General features: G+C 65.2%; 16 protein-coding genes. 9 read left to right on the top strand and 7 right to left on the bottom strand.

What is annotated here, in order from left to right:
• The first annotated feature begins 41 nt into the window (after positions 1-41).
• The 4 genes from ACE10Z_RS25540 to ACE10Z_RS25525 all read left to right on the top strand — a co-directional run bounded on the left by ACE10Z_RS25540 (position 42) and on the right by ACE10Z_RS25525 (position 2682).
• Positions 42-521, top strand: a complete 480-nt coding sequence (locus tag ACE10Z_RS25540) for a carboxymuconolactone decarboxylase family protein (protein ID WP_375783227.1) — start codon at positions 42-44, stop codon at positions 519-521.
• 37 nt (positions 522-558) lie between these two features.
• Positions 559-1065: a cupin domain-containing protein gene (locus tag ACE10Z_RS25535; protein WP_375783226.1), complete on the top strand. Its 507-nt coding sequence runs from the start codon at positions 559-561 to the stop codon at positions 1063-1065.
• Positions 1066-1249: 184 nt separating this feature from the next.
• The gene (locus tag ACE10Z_RS25530; RefSeq protein WP_375783225.1) at positions 1250-2143 is read left to right on the top strand and encodes a dihydrodipicolinate synthase family protein; all 894 of its coding nucleotides are present in this window, start codon (positions 1250-1252) and stop codon (positions 2141-2143) included.
• Between the two features lie 116 nt (positions 2144-2259).
• Positions 2260-2682, top strand: a complete 423-nt coding sequence (locus ACE10Z_RS25525; protein WP_375783224.1) for a chorismate mutase — start codon at positions 2260-2262, stop codon at positions 2680-2682.
• 458 nt (positions 2683-3140) lie between these two features.
• On the opposite strand, the gene ACE10Z_RS25520 is transcribed toward ACE10Z_RS25525, so the two are convergent.
• Positions 3141-4727 (bottom strand): M23 family peptidase, encoded by a 1587-nt coding sequence (locus ACE10Z_RS25520; protein ID WP_375783223.1) that lies wholly within the window; start codon positions 4725-4727, stop codon positions 3141-3143.
• A 157-nt stretch (positions 4728-4884) separates the two neighbouring features.
• Positions 4885-5451: an elongation factor P gene (gene efp, locus ACE10Z_RS25515; protein ID WP_092125602.1), complete on the bottom strand. Its 567-nt coding sequence runs from the start codon at positions 5449-5451 to the stop codon at positions 4885-4887.
• A gap of 363 nt (positions 5452-5814) precedes the next feature.
• Here efp and epmA point away from each other — a divergent pair, with 363 nt between their 5' ends.
• The 4 genes from epmA to ACE10Z_RS25495 are packed head-to-tail and all read left to right on the top strand — an operon-like array spanning position 5815 to position 8458.
• On the top strand, positions 5815-6867 hold the full coding sequence (gene epmA, locus ACE10Z_RS25510) for an EF-P lysine aminoacylase EpmA (protein WP_375783222.1): 1053 nt from the start codon (positions 5815-5817) through the stop codon (positions 6865-6867).
• Positions 6864-7955 carry a lysine-2,3-aminomutase-like protein gene (locus tag ACE10Z_RS25505; RefSeq protein ID WP_375783221.1) on the top strand — a complete coding sequence of 364 codons (1092 nt, stop codon included), beginning with the start codon at positions 6864-6866 and terminating at the stop codon, positions 7953-7955. The genes epmA and ACE10Z_RS25505 overlap by 4 nt, the downstream gene beginning before the upstream one ends.
• Positions 7924-8175, top strand: a complete 252-nt coding sequence (locus tag ACE10Z_RS25500; RefSeq protein WP_375783220.1) for a hypothetical protein — start codon at positions 7924-7926, stop codon at positions 8173-8175. The genes ACE10Z_RS25505 and ACE10Z_RS25500 overlap by 32 nt, the downstream gene beginning before the upstream one ends.
• Positions 8176-8197: 22 nt before the next feature.
• On the top strand, positions 8198-8458 hold the full coding sequence (locus ACE10Z_RS25495) for a hypothetical protein (RefSeq protein ID WP_375783219.1): 261 nt from the start codon (positions 8198-8200) through the stop codon (positions 8456-8458).
• 66 nt (positions 8459-8524) lie between these two features.
• On the opposite strand, the gene ACE10Z_RS25490 is transcribed toward ACE10Z_RS25495, so the two are convergent.
• The 4 genes from ACE10Z_RS25490 to ACE10Z_RS25475 all read right to left on the bottom strand — a co-directional run bounded on the left by ACE10Z_RS25490 (position 8525) and on the right by ACE10Z_RS25475 (position 13488).
• Positions 8525-9610: a 3-deoxy-7-phosphoheptulonate synthase gene (locus tag ACE10Z_RS25490; RefSeq protein ID WP_375783218.1), complete on the bottom strand. Its 1086-nt coding sequence runs from the start codon at positions 9608-9610 to the stop codon at positions 8525-8527.
• A gap of 234 nt (positions 9611-9844) precedes the next feature.
• A complete protein-coding gene (locus tag ACE10Z_RS25485; RefSeq protein WP_375783217.1) occupies positions 9845-10417 on the bottom strand; it encodes an HdeD family acid-resistance protein in 573 nt (190 codons plus the stop codon).
• An 89-nt stretch (positions 10418-10506) separates the two neighbouring features.
• Positions 10507-12297 carry an acyltransferase family protein gene (locus ACE10Z_RS25480; protein WP_375789920.1) on the bottom strand — a complete coding sequence of 597 codons (1791 nt, stop codon included), beginning with the start codon at positions 12295-12297 and terminating at the stop codon, positions 10507-10509.
• 153 nt (positions 12298-12450) lie between these two features.
• Positions 12451-13488 (bottom strand): PrsW family glutamic-type intramembrane protease, encoded by a 1038-nt coding sequence (locus ACE10Z_RS25475; RefSeq protein WP_375783216.1) that lies wholly within the window; start codon positions 13486-13488, stop codon positions 12451-12453.
• Between the two features lie 208 nt (positions 13489-13696).
• Here ACE10Z_RS25475 and ACE10Z_RS25470 point away from each other — a divergent pair, with 208 nt between their 5' ends.
• Positions 13697-13915: a DUF2061 domain-containing protein gene (locus ACE10Z_RS25470; RefSeq protein ID WP_176531511.1), complete on the top strand. Its 219-nt coding sequence runs from the start codon at positions 13697-13699 to the stop codon at positions 13913-13915.
• A gap of 4 nt (positions 13916-13919) precedes the next feature.
• Here the strand turns inward: ACE10Z_RS25470 and ACE10Z_RS25465 are convergent, their stop codons facing one another.
• The gene (locus ACE10Z_RS25465) at positions 13920-15167 is read right to left on the bottom strand and encodes a Zn-dependent hydrolase (RefSeq protein ID WP_375783215.1); all 1248 of its coding nucleotides are present in this window, start codon (positions 15165-15167) and stop codon (positions 13920-13922) included.
• Positions 15168-15226 lie beyond the last annotated feature (59 nt).

The raw sequence follows: 15226 nt of genomic DNA, 5'->3' as shown, positions 1-15226 counted from the left end.
CTGATAATGTATCAGTGCACTGATAACATGGGGCCGAGCCGATGTCACATGCGCGCAAGGAATACACCGACTTCGAGAAGCTCGCCCCCGATGTCTTCGCCGTCGTGCGTGACCTCGGCCAGCTCGCGGCGAAGGCCGGTCTCGACAAGCAGCTGCTCGAACTGGTCAAGCTGCGAGCGTCGCAGATCAACGGCTGCGCCTTCTGCGTGCAGTATCACATCCTGCAAGGCGAGAGCCTCGGCGTCCCCGTCGACAAGCTCAACCTCGTCGTGGTGTGGCGCGAGGTGCCGCAATTCTCGGCGCGCGAGCGCGCGGCGCTGGCCTGGACCGAGGCGCTGACGACCCTGCCGAACGGCGTCAGCGACGAGGTCTATGCCGAGGCCACCGCTGAATTCTCCGAAACGGAGCTGACCTACCTGACCTCGGCGATCGCTTCGATCAATGTCTGGAACCGGTTCGGCGCCGCCTATCGCTGGACGCCGCCGCCGCGCCGGCAGCGTGCGGCCGCAGCGGCTTCATGAGACGGAACGAACGGCAATCGACAGGGGAGAACAACCGATGACCTCGATGGCGATGACACCGTCTCTTTCATTCGCGCGGCCGCCGCGGCCGATTTTGCTGGCCGTGATTGCGGGGCTGGCCGCGGCCTTCGTGATCGGCAAGGCCTTGCCGACCCCGATGGATGCGATCTCCGCGGTGATTGCACCGCTCTGCGCGAGCGCCAATGCGGCGTCGCCGCTCGACAAGGTCGAGGTCATTACCTCGCATGCCTTGCCGAACGTGCCGGGCAAGCGCGTTACGGTGGTGCGCGTGTTCTATGGTCCCGGCGGCTTCACGCCGCCGCACCGCCATTCCGGCTCGGTGACGGCCTACATCACCAAGGGCGAGATCCGCTCCCAACTCGGCGGCGGGCCGGTCGAGACGTTCAAGGTCGGCCAGTCCTTCTTCGAGCCGCCGGGCTCGACCCACATGGTCTCGGCCAATGCCAGCACCGCGGAGCCGGCGGAACTGATCGCGGTGTTCGTCGCGGACGAGGGCGCGCAGCTGACCGCGATGCTGGAATAGCCGCCGGCAATTCCGATCGAAGCCGGTCCAATTCCACAGGCCGCCAGCGCCGCCGCGCACTGGACCAGTTTGCTGCGAAGTCCGCAGCAAACTGGACCTTGCAAGCAGAATCGAGCGCGGTGATTGATGGCCGCAACGCGATTTCGCCGCTTCGCGAGCGGCGGTGACCGAACAGGAGCAACCGATGGTCGATCTCAAGGGGCTTTCCGCCTTCCCGATCACGCCCTCGAACAGAGATGGGCAGGTCGATGCGGGAGCTCTGCGCGCATTGCTGGAGCCCTTGATCGCGGCGAAGGTGGATTCGATCGGGCTGCTCGGAAGCACCGGCTCATATCCGTATTTCAGCCGCGATGAGCGGCGGCTTGCGGTGCAGGCGGCGGTCGCCCTCGCAGATGGCAAGACGCCGATCCTGGTCGGCGTCGGCGCGCTGCGCACCGATGATGCGGTGAAACTGGCCCAGGATGCGCGTGATGCCGGCGCGGCGGCAGGCCTGCTGGCGCCGGTGTCCTATACGCCGCTGACCGATGATGAGGTCTTCGAGCACTTTCAGACAGTGGCGCGTGAAAGCGGATTGCCGATCTGCATCTACGACAATCCCGGCACGACGCATTTTCGGTTCACGCCGGCTCTGGTCGGCCGCTTGAGTCACGTTGCGGGAATTTTCGCGGTGAAGAGCCCCGCGCTGGACGCTGCCGCGGTGCCGGGCCATATCGCCGAATTGCGCGCTGTCGTGCCGGGCGGATTCTCGCTCGGTTACAGTGCCGACTGGAATTGCACCGAGGCGCTGCTGGCGGGTGGCGAGACCTGGTACAGCGTGCTCGCAGGAATTTTCCCCAAGGTCTGCGTCGACATCGTCCGTGCCGTGACGAGTGGCGATGCCGCCAGGGCGCGGCAGCTTGATGCGCGGCTGCAACCGGTCTGGCAGCTGTTCAAGACATTCTCGGGTCTGCGGGTGGTTTACGCGATTGCCAATCTCAGAGGGATCTGTGCAGCCGAGCCTCCGCGTCCGATCCTGCCGTTGCCTCCGGACGCCCAGAAGAAGGTCGGTGAGGTGTTGGCCGGAATGGAGATCGGTTGATCATCGGCGCGGTTCTCGATGGAATTTGCGGTCGCTCGAGCGCCATCGCGGCTTCCATCCACGCGTAAAATAGGCATAACAATCGCCCGTCGTGCTCGCTGACTGGGAGGCGTTCGATGCGATCGCCGGTGGTTCTTTTGACGCTTCTGATCCCTGCGGTGGCGTGGGCCGAGGAGCCCGCGACCAACGCGCCGGCGCTGTGGGGCAGTCCCACCGTCGACAACGGCGCCTGCTGCAAGACGCTTGGCGAGGTGCGCAGCAACATCGACCGGCTCGACCGCGAAATCGTGCGCCTGATGGCCGAGCGCGGCCGCTACGTCCATGAAGCCGCTCGATTCAAGGCCAACCCCGCGCAGGTCGAGGCGCCGGAGCGCGCCGAGGCTGTCGTGAAGAAGGCGATGGCGCTTGCGGAAGCGGACGGGCTCTCGCCCAAGGTTGCGGAAGCCGCCTATCGCGCAATGGTGCGCGCCTTCATCGATTACGAGCAGGGCATCTTCGCGGACGCCGCGGCACGCGGCGATGCGCCCTGGAAGAAATAGGCGGACGCGGCTCACCATGCGGACCGATGACGCGACCGGTGCGCCACGGCCCTAAAGCGCGATGAGATTGGGTTGAATCGGCTCACGGCGGTTTCGGTTCACCTCTCCCCGACGGGGAGAGGTCGGATTGCGAAGCAATCCGGGTGAGGGCTCTTGCTCTCTCGATAGGCCGTAACCCCTCACCCGATTTGCTACGCAAATCGACCTCTCCCAAGGGAGAGGTGAACCTGCGATGCCGATCCAGCCTAACCTAATCTCATCATGCCTTAGGGCGAGGGACGTCTGCACGATTTCGGAATAATGGAATTATGCCGCTGAGTTTCCCGACGTGTCAAGTTGTCGTGTCTGATGACGGCAGCCGCCGGCTACTTTGCATGGGGTTGTTTTCGATATTTTCGCAGTGCGCCCCGGAACCGGCTGTCCATCCCGCATCAAGTGCGGGACAGGCTTTGCTCGCCCTAATTGCCGCCGCCTTCCTGGGTGTCGATGCGATGCACGACGTCGTCGGGCAGGGCATGGGCCACGGCGGCCGCAGGTCCGGGCTCCGGTCCGATCTCGCGGCCACGGCCGCGGATCAGCCGCTCATAGGCCGACACCAGCGTGGTGTAGGGATTGACCCAGAGCCAGCCGTCGCGCGTGAACACCTGCACGTCGAAATGCAGATGCCGCGACGTGCCGTTGGGATGGTCGAGATAGTTCGAGACCACGCCGATCTTCTCGCCCTCGCCGAGGCGGCGTCCGTTGAGCAGACCGCCGGCATCCATCACGGACGGGTTCATGTGCATATAGCGGAAACGAACATGCTCGGTGCTTGTGTTGACCTGCAATGTCGCGGCCTGCTGCTGCGCCGAGCGCATCACGATACTGTCGCGCACCGCGACGACCGCCTGCTGCCTGGGATCGCAACTGTCCTTGCTGTCGGCCGGACACGCGCCCGGCCTGATATCCTGGCCCTGATGACCGTAGCCGCTGGCGCATTGGCCGACCTCGAAGCTGCGCGCCTCGCAGAAATTGTCCTGCCAGGGATACTCGTCGACGGTCGCGCCCGCCTTGCGTCTGGCGAAGGATTGCGAGTGAGCGAAGGCCGGCGCCTTCTGCAGCGGAAAGCGGATCTGCGAATAGACGGTGAAATCGGCGTGGCCGCCCTGCTGCCTGCGGCCGCCGCTGCCCGCGACGATGTCGCCGCTCGGGCGGTAGGTGAAATCCGCCGACTGCACGATCGGCCGCTCGGCGATATCGGAGGCGATGTCGCTGCGCGGCCGCGACGGCTGGCCGCCGGCGATGCGCAACGCCTTCAGGAACCGTTCCGCCACCGGATAGGCCTCGCGGCAGGCGAGCCGCTTCGGCCGCGGCGCGCTGTCGAGGCACTGGATCGCCACGACATAGGGAATCCCGAAGCGGGTGAACGCGTAGCGGACATAGCCTTCGCGGATGAAGCGGCGCAGGTCCGGAAACTGCGCGGCCAGCGCCTTGACCGGCTCTCCCTTGCCGCCGAGCCGGTCGGCGAGGTCGTAGACCAGGATCGAGCCCGATATCTGTACCTCGACAGGCTTTGCATAGGTCCGCTGCGGCATGCCGTCGCCGGCGCCCGGCTCGAGCGAGAACACCGCATCATAGCCGGACGCGCCGGCATGGAAGACATCGGCCGCGCGGAAATCGGCCTGGTAGCGTGCGACCGGCAGGCTGTCCGGTGCCCCGTTCTGTCGTGCGTCGAGATAGCTTGCGGGGTCGAAAGGCAGCAGCACCGGGATCGGGCTCTGCGCAATGCCGGGGAAGAGCGGCGACGTCACCGCGTTCAGCTGCACCAGCACGGGCGTCGCGCGCGGATCGGTGGCCGGGACGCGGCGCTGTCCGGCGAACGTGAAGCTGGAGGCGACGGCCGGGCGGGTGGTGATCTCTTGCCGGAGCTGGTCGAGCACCGAGCGCCATTCGACCCGCATGGCCGAGATCGAAGGCGTCCGGAATTCGTCGGCGTGAGCGCCGGGAGGAGGCAAGAGCAGGGCTGCCAGCCAGCAACTGATGAAGCTGACGACCTTCCTGTTCACTGCACTCCCCGGGTCATGTCTGATCGCGAGAGATTAGAGCAAGTTCCGGAAAAGTGTGTAGCAGTTTTCCGGAAAGTTTGAGGTTAAACAACAACCTGATGCGCGGTGATGTTTCATTGCGACTGTCACCGCGCTTAGCCCCACAATCCTTGGCCGCTCAATCCTTGGCGCGTTCGACGTAGGAACCGTCCTCGGTCATGACGACGATGCGCGTGCCGGTGGAAACGTGCGGCGGCACGCCGGTGCGGATGCCATTGGACAGCATCGCGGGCTTGTACGACGACGAGGCAGTCTGGCCCTTGGTGACGGGCTCGGTCTCCACCACTTCCAGCGTCACGCGCTGGGGCAGCTGGATCGCGACCGGATTGCCGTCGTGCATCGACAGCTTCACGGTCATGTTCTCCTGCAGATACGGCGCAGACGAACCGACGATCTCCTTGGAGACCTGGACCTGGTCGTAGTTGTCGTTGTTCATGAAGTGGAAGCCGTCGGCGTCCTCATAGAGGTAGTTGTAGTTGTGGTCCTCGACGGTGGCCTTCTCGACCTGATCGGTGGTCTTGTAGCGCTCCGACACCTTCACGCCGTCGCCGATGCGGCGCATTTCGATCTGGCTGACGGGGGTGCCCTTGCCGGGATGAATGTTTTCGGCGGAGAGCACCACATAGAGCTTGCCATCCTGCTCGATGATGTTGCCCTTGCGGATGGAACTGGCGATGACTTTCAAAGGTGTTTTCCTGAATTTGAGAAGCGGGGGCGCAAACCGGACCGGCAGCCCCTCGGCCGTGGCGGCGATTTCGGCTGCAACATACTGATTTGTCCCTGAGATGCCAGTCTTTTGCGGCCGAATTCGGCAGTTTGCCGGCCGTTGCCGCCGCCCGAATTCGGGCCGCTCGCCCAGGTTCAGCCGAGACTGCACATGGACAATGCCGGCTTCTTTCGACAAGAAGGGACCAGCTTCGCTGCGTTGCGCGGAGGCCAAGACCGTGTGGGCCATGTATTTGTATGGAATCAAGCGTTTGCGCCCGGCTGTTAAATCGGGGCGGTGGCTTGTTGATGTTGAATCTGCATCCGCCGGAGCGGCCGGCCGATGACAACCCAAGACCAGCCCTCGTCTTGGTGGACACCGTCGCGTTACGCCGATCGCAGGCCCTTCCTGCAGGCGCGGACCGCGATCACGCGGGCGCTCCGGGCCTGGTTCGAGGAGCAGGGCTTTGCCGAGGTAGAGACCGCCATTCTACAGATCTCGCCTGGCAACGAGACGCATCTGCACGCGCCGCGTACCGAGCTCAGACGACCCGATGGCTCGCCTGCGCCACGCTATCTGCGCACCTCGCCCGAGTTCGCCTGCAAGAAGCTGCTCGCGGCTGGCGAGCCGAAGATCTACGAGTTCGCGCGGGTGTTCCGCGATCGCGAGCGCGGCGACCTGCATTTGCCCGAATTCACCATGCTGGAATGGTACCGCGCCAATGCCGGCTATGATGCCATCATGGCCGACACGATCGTGGTGATCGCCCATGCCGCGCAGGCGACCGGGATTGGGCGGTTTTCATTCCGTGGTAAGATGGCCGATCCCTTTGCCGAGCCGGAGTTGCTGACCGTTGCCGCAGGCTTCGAGCGCTTCGCCGGCATCGACCTGCTGGCCACGATCTCGGGCGGCGAGGGCGATCGCGCGGCGCTGGCGTCAGCCGCGCGAGAGCAGGTGCGGATCACCGATGACGACACCTGGTCGGACATCTTCAGCAAGGTGCTGGTCGAACATGTCGAACCCAACCTCGGACAGGGCCGCCTGACGGTGCTGTTCGAATACCCGTCGCCGGAGGCCGCGCTGGCGCGCGCCAAGGCGGGCGAACCTCGCGTCGCCGAGCGCTTCGAGGTCTATGCCTGCGGGGTCGAGCTCGCCAACGGCTTTGGCGAGTTGACCGATGCGGCCGAGCAGCGCCATCGTTTCACCGCGGCGATGGACGAGAAGGCGCGCCGCTACGGCGAGCGCTATCCGCTCGACGACGATTTCCTTGCCGCCGTCGGCCAGATGCCTGAGGCGAGCGGCGTCGCGCTGGGCTTCGACCGGCTGGTGATGCTGGCGAGCGGCGCGCCACGAATTGATCAGGTGGTCTGGACGCCGCCTGCAGGAGAGCCATGAACAGGATCGATCCGAAACTGGCGGCAACGCTGCGCCAGCCGCGCGAGCTGGCCGATGCCGGCCTCGTGCCGGTCGCGGCACTTGCCGAACTCGAGCAGGTGGCTGCGCGCTACGCGGTCGCAGTGACGCCGGAGCTCGCCGCGCTGATCGATCCGGCCGACGCCAACGACCCGATCGCGCGGCAGTTCATCCCGAGCGCTGACGAGCTCGTGGAGCAGCCGGGCGAGAACGCCGATCCGATCGGCGACGATGCGCATTCGCCGGTCGCCGGGATCGTGCATCGCTATCCGGACCGGGTCTTGTTCAAGCTCGTCCATGTCTGTGCGGTCTATTGCCGGTTCTGCTTCCGGCGCGAAATGGTCGGGCCGGGCAAGGCCTCGGCCTTGTCCGACGATGCCTACCGCGGGGCGCTGGAGTACATCCGTACCCATCAGGAAGTCTGGGAAGTCATCCTGACCGGCGGCGATCCCCTGATGCTGTCGTCGCGCCGGCTGTCCGAGATCATGGCCGATCTCGCTGGCATCGATCATGTGAAGATCATCCGCCTTCACACCCGTGTCCCCATCGCCGATCCCGGACGCATCAATCCCGATATGGTCGCGGCGCTGCGGGTCGAGGGGGCGGCGACCTGGATCGCGATCCACGCCAACCATCCGCGCGAGCTGGGTGCCAACGCCCGTGCCGCGTGTGCGCGCCTTGCCGACGCCGGCATCCCATTGGTGAGCCAGTCCGTCCTGCTGCGCGGCGTCAACGACGATGCCGCGACGCTGGCGGCGCTGATGCGCGCCTTCGTGGAGTGCCGGATCAAGCCCTATTATCTGCACCACGGCGACCTTGCACCCGGCACCGCGCATTTGCGCACCACGATCGAAGCCGGGCAGGAATTGATGCGGGCGTTGCGCGGGCGCGTCTCCGGACTGTGCCAGCCGGATTACGTGCTCGACATTCCCGGCGGCTACGGCAAGGCGCCGATCGGCCCGACCTATTTGTCGCAGCCGGCTTCCCGCGAACGTGAAGATCCGCCGGAACGGCGGTACCGTATCGTCGATTATTGCGGTGACGTTCATCTTTACCCGCCGCAACCGTGAGCCTGCGATGGCCGGGGCCGGGGACGGACGGCAGGAGCCGCCCGAGGACGAGGGCGGCCGCGGCATCGAAAATGCTGTGATGTTCGGCTTCTTTGTGGTGCTGGTCGCGGCGGGAATCTGGCTCCTTGGCACCATGGCCGATATACGGAAGGTTCAGGATTGCGCAGCGCAGGGGCGACGCAACTGTGCTACCGTCGAGGTGCCGGAACGGGCGCAATAGGGTTGAGAAGCGGAGACGCGAGATGCGGAAGACTGTTTTGTTGATGGCTCTGATGTTGGTTGGAGCGCCCCAGGTTGGAACGTCCCAGGCATGGGCGCAGCAACAGGGCGGATCGTCCTCCATGCAGAAGAACGCGCCGCTGCCGGAGGCGCCGGTCGGACATCGTCAGCCACGCCGTGGCGACGTTGGCAACGAGAAGAATATCAGCGATCCGAACAGTCAGGCCAACAAGGAAGACGCGGCGCTCGACAAGAAGATCAAGAGCATCTGCCGCGGCTGCTAGGCCACGGAAGAGACCGGCGGAGCGCGATATCCGCCCCGCCGGCAACGCTCAATCCGTTCGGCTGTGTCAGGCCGAACGCTCCTGCAAGCCGTCACGCCGCACGCTGCGCCTTGCCTCGACGGCATCGGCCAGCTGCTTCAAGACGTCAGCCGTCGTCGCGAGGTCGATGCAGCCGTCCGTGATGCTCTGGCCGTAGGTCAGCGGCTTGCCCGGCACGACGTCCTGACGTCCCGCGACAAGGTTGCTCTCGATCATCACGCCGATGATGCGCTGTTCGCCGCTTGCGACCTGCCGTGCGATGTCGGCTGCAACCAGCGGCTGGTTCTCCGGCTTCTTGCTGCTGTTGGCGTGGCTGGTGTCGATCATCAGCCGCGGCGCGACACCGGCGTGGCCGAGCTCGGCCGCGGCCGCATCGACGCTTGCTGCATCATAGTTCGGCACCCGGCCGCCGCGCAGGATGACGTGGCAGTCCTCGTTGCCGCTGGTCGCGGCGATCGCCGAACGGCCGCCCTTGGTGACCGCCATGAAATGATGCGGGTGCGACGCCGATTTCACCGCGTCCGCCGCGATCCGCACGCCACCGTCGGTGCTGTTCTTGAAGCCGACCGGGCACGACAGGCCGGACGCCAGCTCGCGATGGATCTGGCTCTCGGTGGTGCGTGCTCCGATCGCGGCCCAGGAGACCAGATCGGCGATGTATTGCGGCGTCGTCATGTCGAGGAATTCGGTGCCGGCCGGCAGGCCGAGATTGTTCACGGCCGACAGCACGTTGCGGGCAAGCCGCAGGCCCTTGTTGATGTCGAAGCTGCCGTCGAGATCGGGATCGTTGATCAGCCCCTTCCAGCCGACGGTGGTGCGCGGCTTCTCGAAATAGACCCGCATCACGATCTCGAGGCGGTCGGCGAGCTGTTCGCGCAGGCTCGTGAGACGCTCGGCGTAATCGACGGCCGCCGCGGGATCGTGGATGGAGCAGGGGCCGACGACGACCAGCAGGCGGTCATCGGTGCCGTTGAGGATCGCGTGGATGGCGTTGCGGGCGCCCATCACGACGCGGGTCGCCGTCAGGGTGCGCGGGACCTCCCGCATCACCTCTTCGGGCGTACTCAGCTCTTTCAGTTCCTTGATGCGAAGATCGTCTGTCGTACTCAACACGGCTGGCTCCTTTGGAGTTCGGGACCTGCCGGCACAAAAAAAGCCGCCAGGTCTGGCGGCTTGTTTTGGACGTTTGCTGCAATTCTTCAGATTGAGCGCGATCCTCCTGCCGCCAGCGAGCTGTCGTAGCTAAAGTACCAAAAATAGCTGGTGGCGACGGTGATCATGGCGGGGTCTATAGCGCACGGCTTTCGGCCTGTCACCCCCCAAATCCGCGAGGGGGCCAGTTCGCCGTCAGGTGTTGCGCGCCGCCAACGCCATACCTATCAGGGTCGCCCCGCCGAACATCAGATTGAGGCCGACCAGGAGGCCGATCGCCCATCCCGCCGACTCCGGCAGGCCCGCGATGATGAAGAAGGCGACGACGACATCCATCAGGCCGGCGATCAGCAGCCAGGACCAGCGTCCCGACAATTCGCGGCGGTGCTCCAGCGCATACATGATGGTGGCGACGCCCTCGGCGACGAAATAGGCGCCGATCACGATGGTCAGCGTCAGCACGCCCTGTATCGGACGGGCCAGCAGCACCATGCCGGCCAGCACGGCGAGCGCGGCCGAGATCAGCGACCACCAGAAGCCCGGCATGTTGCGTGCCCAGAAGGTTACGATCAGCCCGCCGATGCCTGAGATCAGGAACATCCAGCCGAGGAAGATCGTGACGGCGAGGCTCGCGAATGTCGGCACGATCATCGCCGCGATGCCGAGGATCACGAGCAGGATGCCTTCGAACAGGAACGCCTTCCAGTGTTGCTTGACCGCGGCCTTCATCTCCGATCGCAGCTTGTCGAGATCGTTGGACAGGGTCATCGGGGGCTCTCCTGATGTGCGCGCGTGCAGTCTATCCTAACCGGTTACAAATGGTCAGCTCGTCAGTTGCGGCAGCAATAGCTGTGCGCTCATCTTTCCGCATGGCGGTTTTCGACAGCCAGAATCCTTGGCACAAGCCTGGCCGCCAGATATCGCGAGGCGCGCGGCGACAGATGCAGGAAATCGGCCGATACCAGATCGTTTGCGCTGGTCCCGACCCTCGTCAGACATCCGTCCACGTTGCAGAGCTCGTCATAGGGGGACAGATATTCGATCCCGAGATCGGCGGCGATCTGCCCAACCCTGTCGTCAGCCTGCTTGGTCGATCGCACATCGTGGCTGCGTTCCGGGATCAACGCATGATGGCGCAGGAAATATTGCACCGTCAGATGGGGCACCGTGTCGGTCCAGACCGGGACAGCGCCGACCAGGATGACACGGGCGGCGCCGGCCTGTCTGAGGGCCGCAATCGTCGGGCGGAGATCGTCGGCGGTGGGTTCTCTGCTCCACACCAGGTGCAGGAGCACGACATCGGGGTGCGAGCGGGCAACCGCAGCAACGATGTGGCGGTTGGTTTGAACACAAAACGGAACGGTCTCGGCCTGCGCGGTGAAGAGCGGCGGGCAGGAATTGACGGTGAACTGGGCTAACCCGAATTGATCGCCCTGGACTTGCCGCAGCCCGGCGGCAAGCATGCCGGCGGTCGAATCGCCCCATACAAAAACAAGCGGGCGCTTTCCGGCGTCGACGCAACTCGGATCAAACGTGGGGTCGGCGGAAGCGGAGATATGGCATTCGCCGTATCTCAGGAAGTCCCTCGATACGGTCATGGCGCCGGCTTCGCGAACGATCGCCGGAAGCCGAAACGCAAAACCGTCGACGATCGTCAACGCTCCCACCGATGCAACGGCCACCATCGATGCCGCAAGGACCGGCGCCACCCGCCACTGCCCGAACCTGATTGGGCGCTCGACGTAGCGATAGGTTGCCCAGGCCAGAATGAAGCTGGCTCCAACGGCCAGCCCGTTCTCGGCCAAAGTCAGGGGACGACCTTTGAAGCTCGCCGCAAAAACCAGGATCGGCCAATGCCAGAGGTAGAGCGGATAGCTGATCAGCCCGATCGCGACCGCGGTACGGGTCGAGAGAAATCGATTGTGACCTGACACGATGAGGGCGGCAGCCGCGGCGACCGGCGCCACCGCTGCGATCCCGGGGTAGGTCATGGAGGGTGAATAGAACGCGGTTACCGCCGCGATCACTGCGAGCGCGGACCATCCGAGAAGGTCGCGCGTAGCGGAGATTCCGTTGGGCAGGCAGACGGCCACCAATGCTCCGGCCGCGAGCTCCCATGCCCGCGTGAACGGCTGGTAGAATGCGGCTTCAGGGTTGGTTCGAACGACCAGGATATTTGCGACAAGCGATGCGATGAAGATCAGGGCAAGGGGACCGGCGACGGCGATCCGCCATCGCATCAGCGCCCACAGCAGCAAAGGCCAGACAAGATAGAACTGTTCCTCGATGCCGAGCGACCAGAGATGGAGCAGCGGCTTCGTTTGCGCGGCCGCATCGAAATAGCCACCCTCCGAATAGAACAGCAGGTTTGCCGAGAAACCCGCGCCTGCCGCAATCTCCTTTCCAAGGGCCACCAACTCGCTCGGCATCAAAAGTTGCCATCCGGCGATGAAGGCGGCGATCAAGACGATGATCAGGGCGGGAAATATCCTGCGAATGCGACGCGCATAGAACGTCGCAAGGCTGAAGCTCCCATTCTGAATGTCGCCATAGATGATCCCGGTGATCAGGTAGCCGGAAATAACGAAGAAGATGTCGACCCCGACGAAACCCCCGGGAACATATTGCGGGAACGCGTGGCCGAGCACGACCAACGAGACGGCGACGGCCCGCAGGCCGTCGATATCGGGCCGATAAGTCTTGTAGTTGTGCCCCATGGTCCTCTCGTGCATGGTTCGTTTCTCTCCCTGAACCGGCCGAGGTTGTTTTGCAAGGGGCGCTGTGTTGCTCGGGCGAGGGCGCTAACTCTGGCCCGGCGCGGACGGAAAGCCCTCCGCGGCGGAGCGCATCCGGTTGCGGCCGAGGAAATAGACGGCGGTGGTCGCGATCAGCAGCGCGAGTCCGATCAGGATCGAGGTGAAGCCGATCGGGACCAGGATGAACGACGCATTGCGCTCGGGATTGACGTACCAGTGATGCAACGAGGTGAGCAGGAAGGAGACCCCGGCAAAGCCGGTGCCGCCGCCGACCAGCAGCAGCGCCCACATCCGCCGCAGTTGGCTCAGCCGCTCGCGCGCAACGTCGGTGCGGGGGGCATGATGCCTGCCGAGGCGGCGCACCAGGCGGATCGCAAAGCCGATCGAGGAGAAGCCGATCAAGACGCTTGCCGAGCCAAGCAGCAGGTGCGTGGTCGAGCTGAGATCGGGAATGCGCTGCAGCGCGAGCAGCGGAAAGTCGAACGCCGCATGCAGCGCGACCGGCGCGACCAGCACCAGCGCCCAGTTGGTGACGCGCGCCCAGTCGCGGTGACCCCGGTACGCGCCGAGCGCGCCGCCGGAGCGCGCGATCGCAAGGTAAGCGCCGGCGATGATGCCGAGGGCGCCGTGAAACGGCACCGTGAGCACGCTGCGCAACGCGGCGAGCGCCCGCCACATGTCCTTGTGCTGCACGAGGTAGGCGAGGTTCTCATACGCCGCAAACCCAAGGCCCGCGGCCGCGCCATAGACCACCGTATCCATCGGATCGGCGAACGCGCGGCGGCGCGTCGAGATCGCGACGATGACGAGAACCTTGACGATCTCCTCCGGCGCCGCGACGCCGAACAGCGCGCGCACCGCCTGCGTCGCCCAGGGATTGTCGGGAATGGCAAGCAGCGCATTGAACGGAATTCGCGCCAGGCCCAGCAGCGAGATGCTGGCCGCGCCGAGCACGAAGGCGAGCCACACCTGCGCCGGCGGTCCGGGGCGCTCGTCGGCGGCAATCACCAGCCACAGCACCAGCAGCGCGGGTGCGATGGCGGCGGCGCCAATCACAGTCGGAAGCGACTCAAGCAACAACATGGGGTCAATCTGTTCTCGTGAACGGCGAAAATGGCCGCAAACCCAGCACTTTGCAAGGTGGCCGGCGGTCGCGGACACGCGCTTGGGAATTCACGTTTGGCTGTATCCGGCGGCTGGCACAGTGGATCCTGGATGGTTGCGCGGCGGGCGCGAGCGCGCCGGTGAACGGCATGATAGAAGTGTTCGATCAGACGGGAGAGTTTACCGGGTGCATTTACGCGCAGCAGAGAGTCACACGCGATCGATCCTCAAGGCCATCAGCTGGCGGACATTGGGGACGCTCGATACTTTCGCCATCAGCTGGTTCATGACCGGCAAGGTCTCGCTCGCCGGCTCGATCGCCGGGCTCGAGATCGTCACCAAGATCGCCTGGTACTATGTACACGAGCGGGTCTGGGCCGTTGTTCCGTTCGGACGGCGCGCCTGACCGATCAGCTCGCCGCCGCCGCTTGCGTCAGCAGCCGCCGGCAGGTTTCGACGAACACCTCGGCGCCGGTGACGATATCGGCGTCGTCGGTGTTCTCGCTCCAGTGATGGCTGATGCCGCCGATCGACGGCACGAACAGCATCGCGGCCGGCATGAGGGTGGCGAGGACCTGGGCGTCATGGCCGGCGCCGCTCGGCATCCGAATCGATTTGCCGCCGGCGCAGGCCGCGCTCGCGGCCTCGATCGCATCCTGGAACGCAGGCGTCATCATGGCAGGCACGCCGGTGCGGATCCGCTCGACCTTCACGCCGCAGCGGCCCTGCGCGGTGGCTTCTTCTGCCAGGCGATGCAGGTGCGCCTCGAGCCGCGCGATCACCTCGGGATTGTCGTCGCGGATCTGGAACAGCATGTCGGCGCGGCCTGGAATGATGCTCGGCGCGCCCGGGTCCAGCGTGATGCGGCCGGTGGTCCAGACCGTGCGCGGTCCGCACAGGGCAGGGAAGCTGTCGTCGATCGCGACGCAGAACCGCGCCAGCGCCAGGCCGGCATCCTTGCGCACCGCCATTCGCGTGGTGCCGGCATGGTTCTGCGCGCCGGTGAACGTGATGCGATATTGCCAGATGCCGACGATGGAGGTGACGACGCCGATCTTCAGCCGGCTGCTCTCCAGCGTGTCGCCTTGCTCGATATGCGCTTCGAGATAACCGATATGGCGGCGAGGTTCGGCGGTGAGGCGCGGGCGGCCGGCGAAGCCCGCATCGCGCAACGCCTGTCGCATGGAGCGATCGCTGGAGCGGTCGCGCGCCGCATCGATGTCGGCCTCGGTCACCGCGCCGGCAAACGACCGGCTGCCGAGGAAGCTGCCGAAATGTCCTTCCTCGTCGCACCATGCGGCGACCTCGACTGCGCCGTTGATGCCGGGATCGCCGTTGATGACGCGTGCGGCTTCCAGCGCGTAGATCACGCCGAGCGGCCCGTCGAGCCAGCCCGCATGGTTCTGGCTTTCGAGATGCGAGCCCGCGAGCAGTTTCGGTCCCGTCTTCGCACTGGTGCCGAACACATTGCCGATGCCGTCGATCGTCGCGGTGAGGTCAGCATCGGGCAGGTGCGTAGCAAGCCAGTCCAGCGAGCGCAGATGCGGTTCCGAGAATGTCGGCTTGTGCACGCCGGTCTTGTAGGCGCCGATCGCGCGCAACGCATTGAGATCGGCGAGCACGCGCTTGCCGTCGAAGCGACCGTTGATGCCTGGCATGGTTGGACTACTCCGGATTAGCGTCTTGGTGCCTCAATCCCGTCTTGATGCGGTCGCGG

The organism is Bradyrhizobium sp. Pha-3, from assembly GCF_042258615.1.
GTDB lineage: Bacteria > Pseudomonadota > Alphaproteobacteria > Rhizobiales > Xanthobacteraceae > Bradyrhizobium.
Note: the sequence above shows the minus strand (reverse complement) of the source record. Positions and strands in the feature narration are given on the sequence as shown.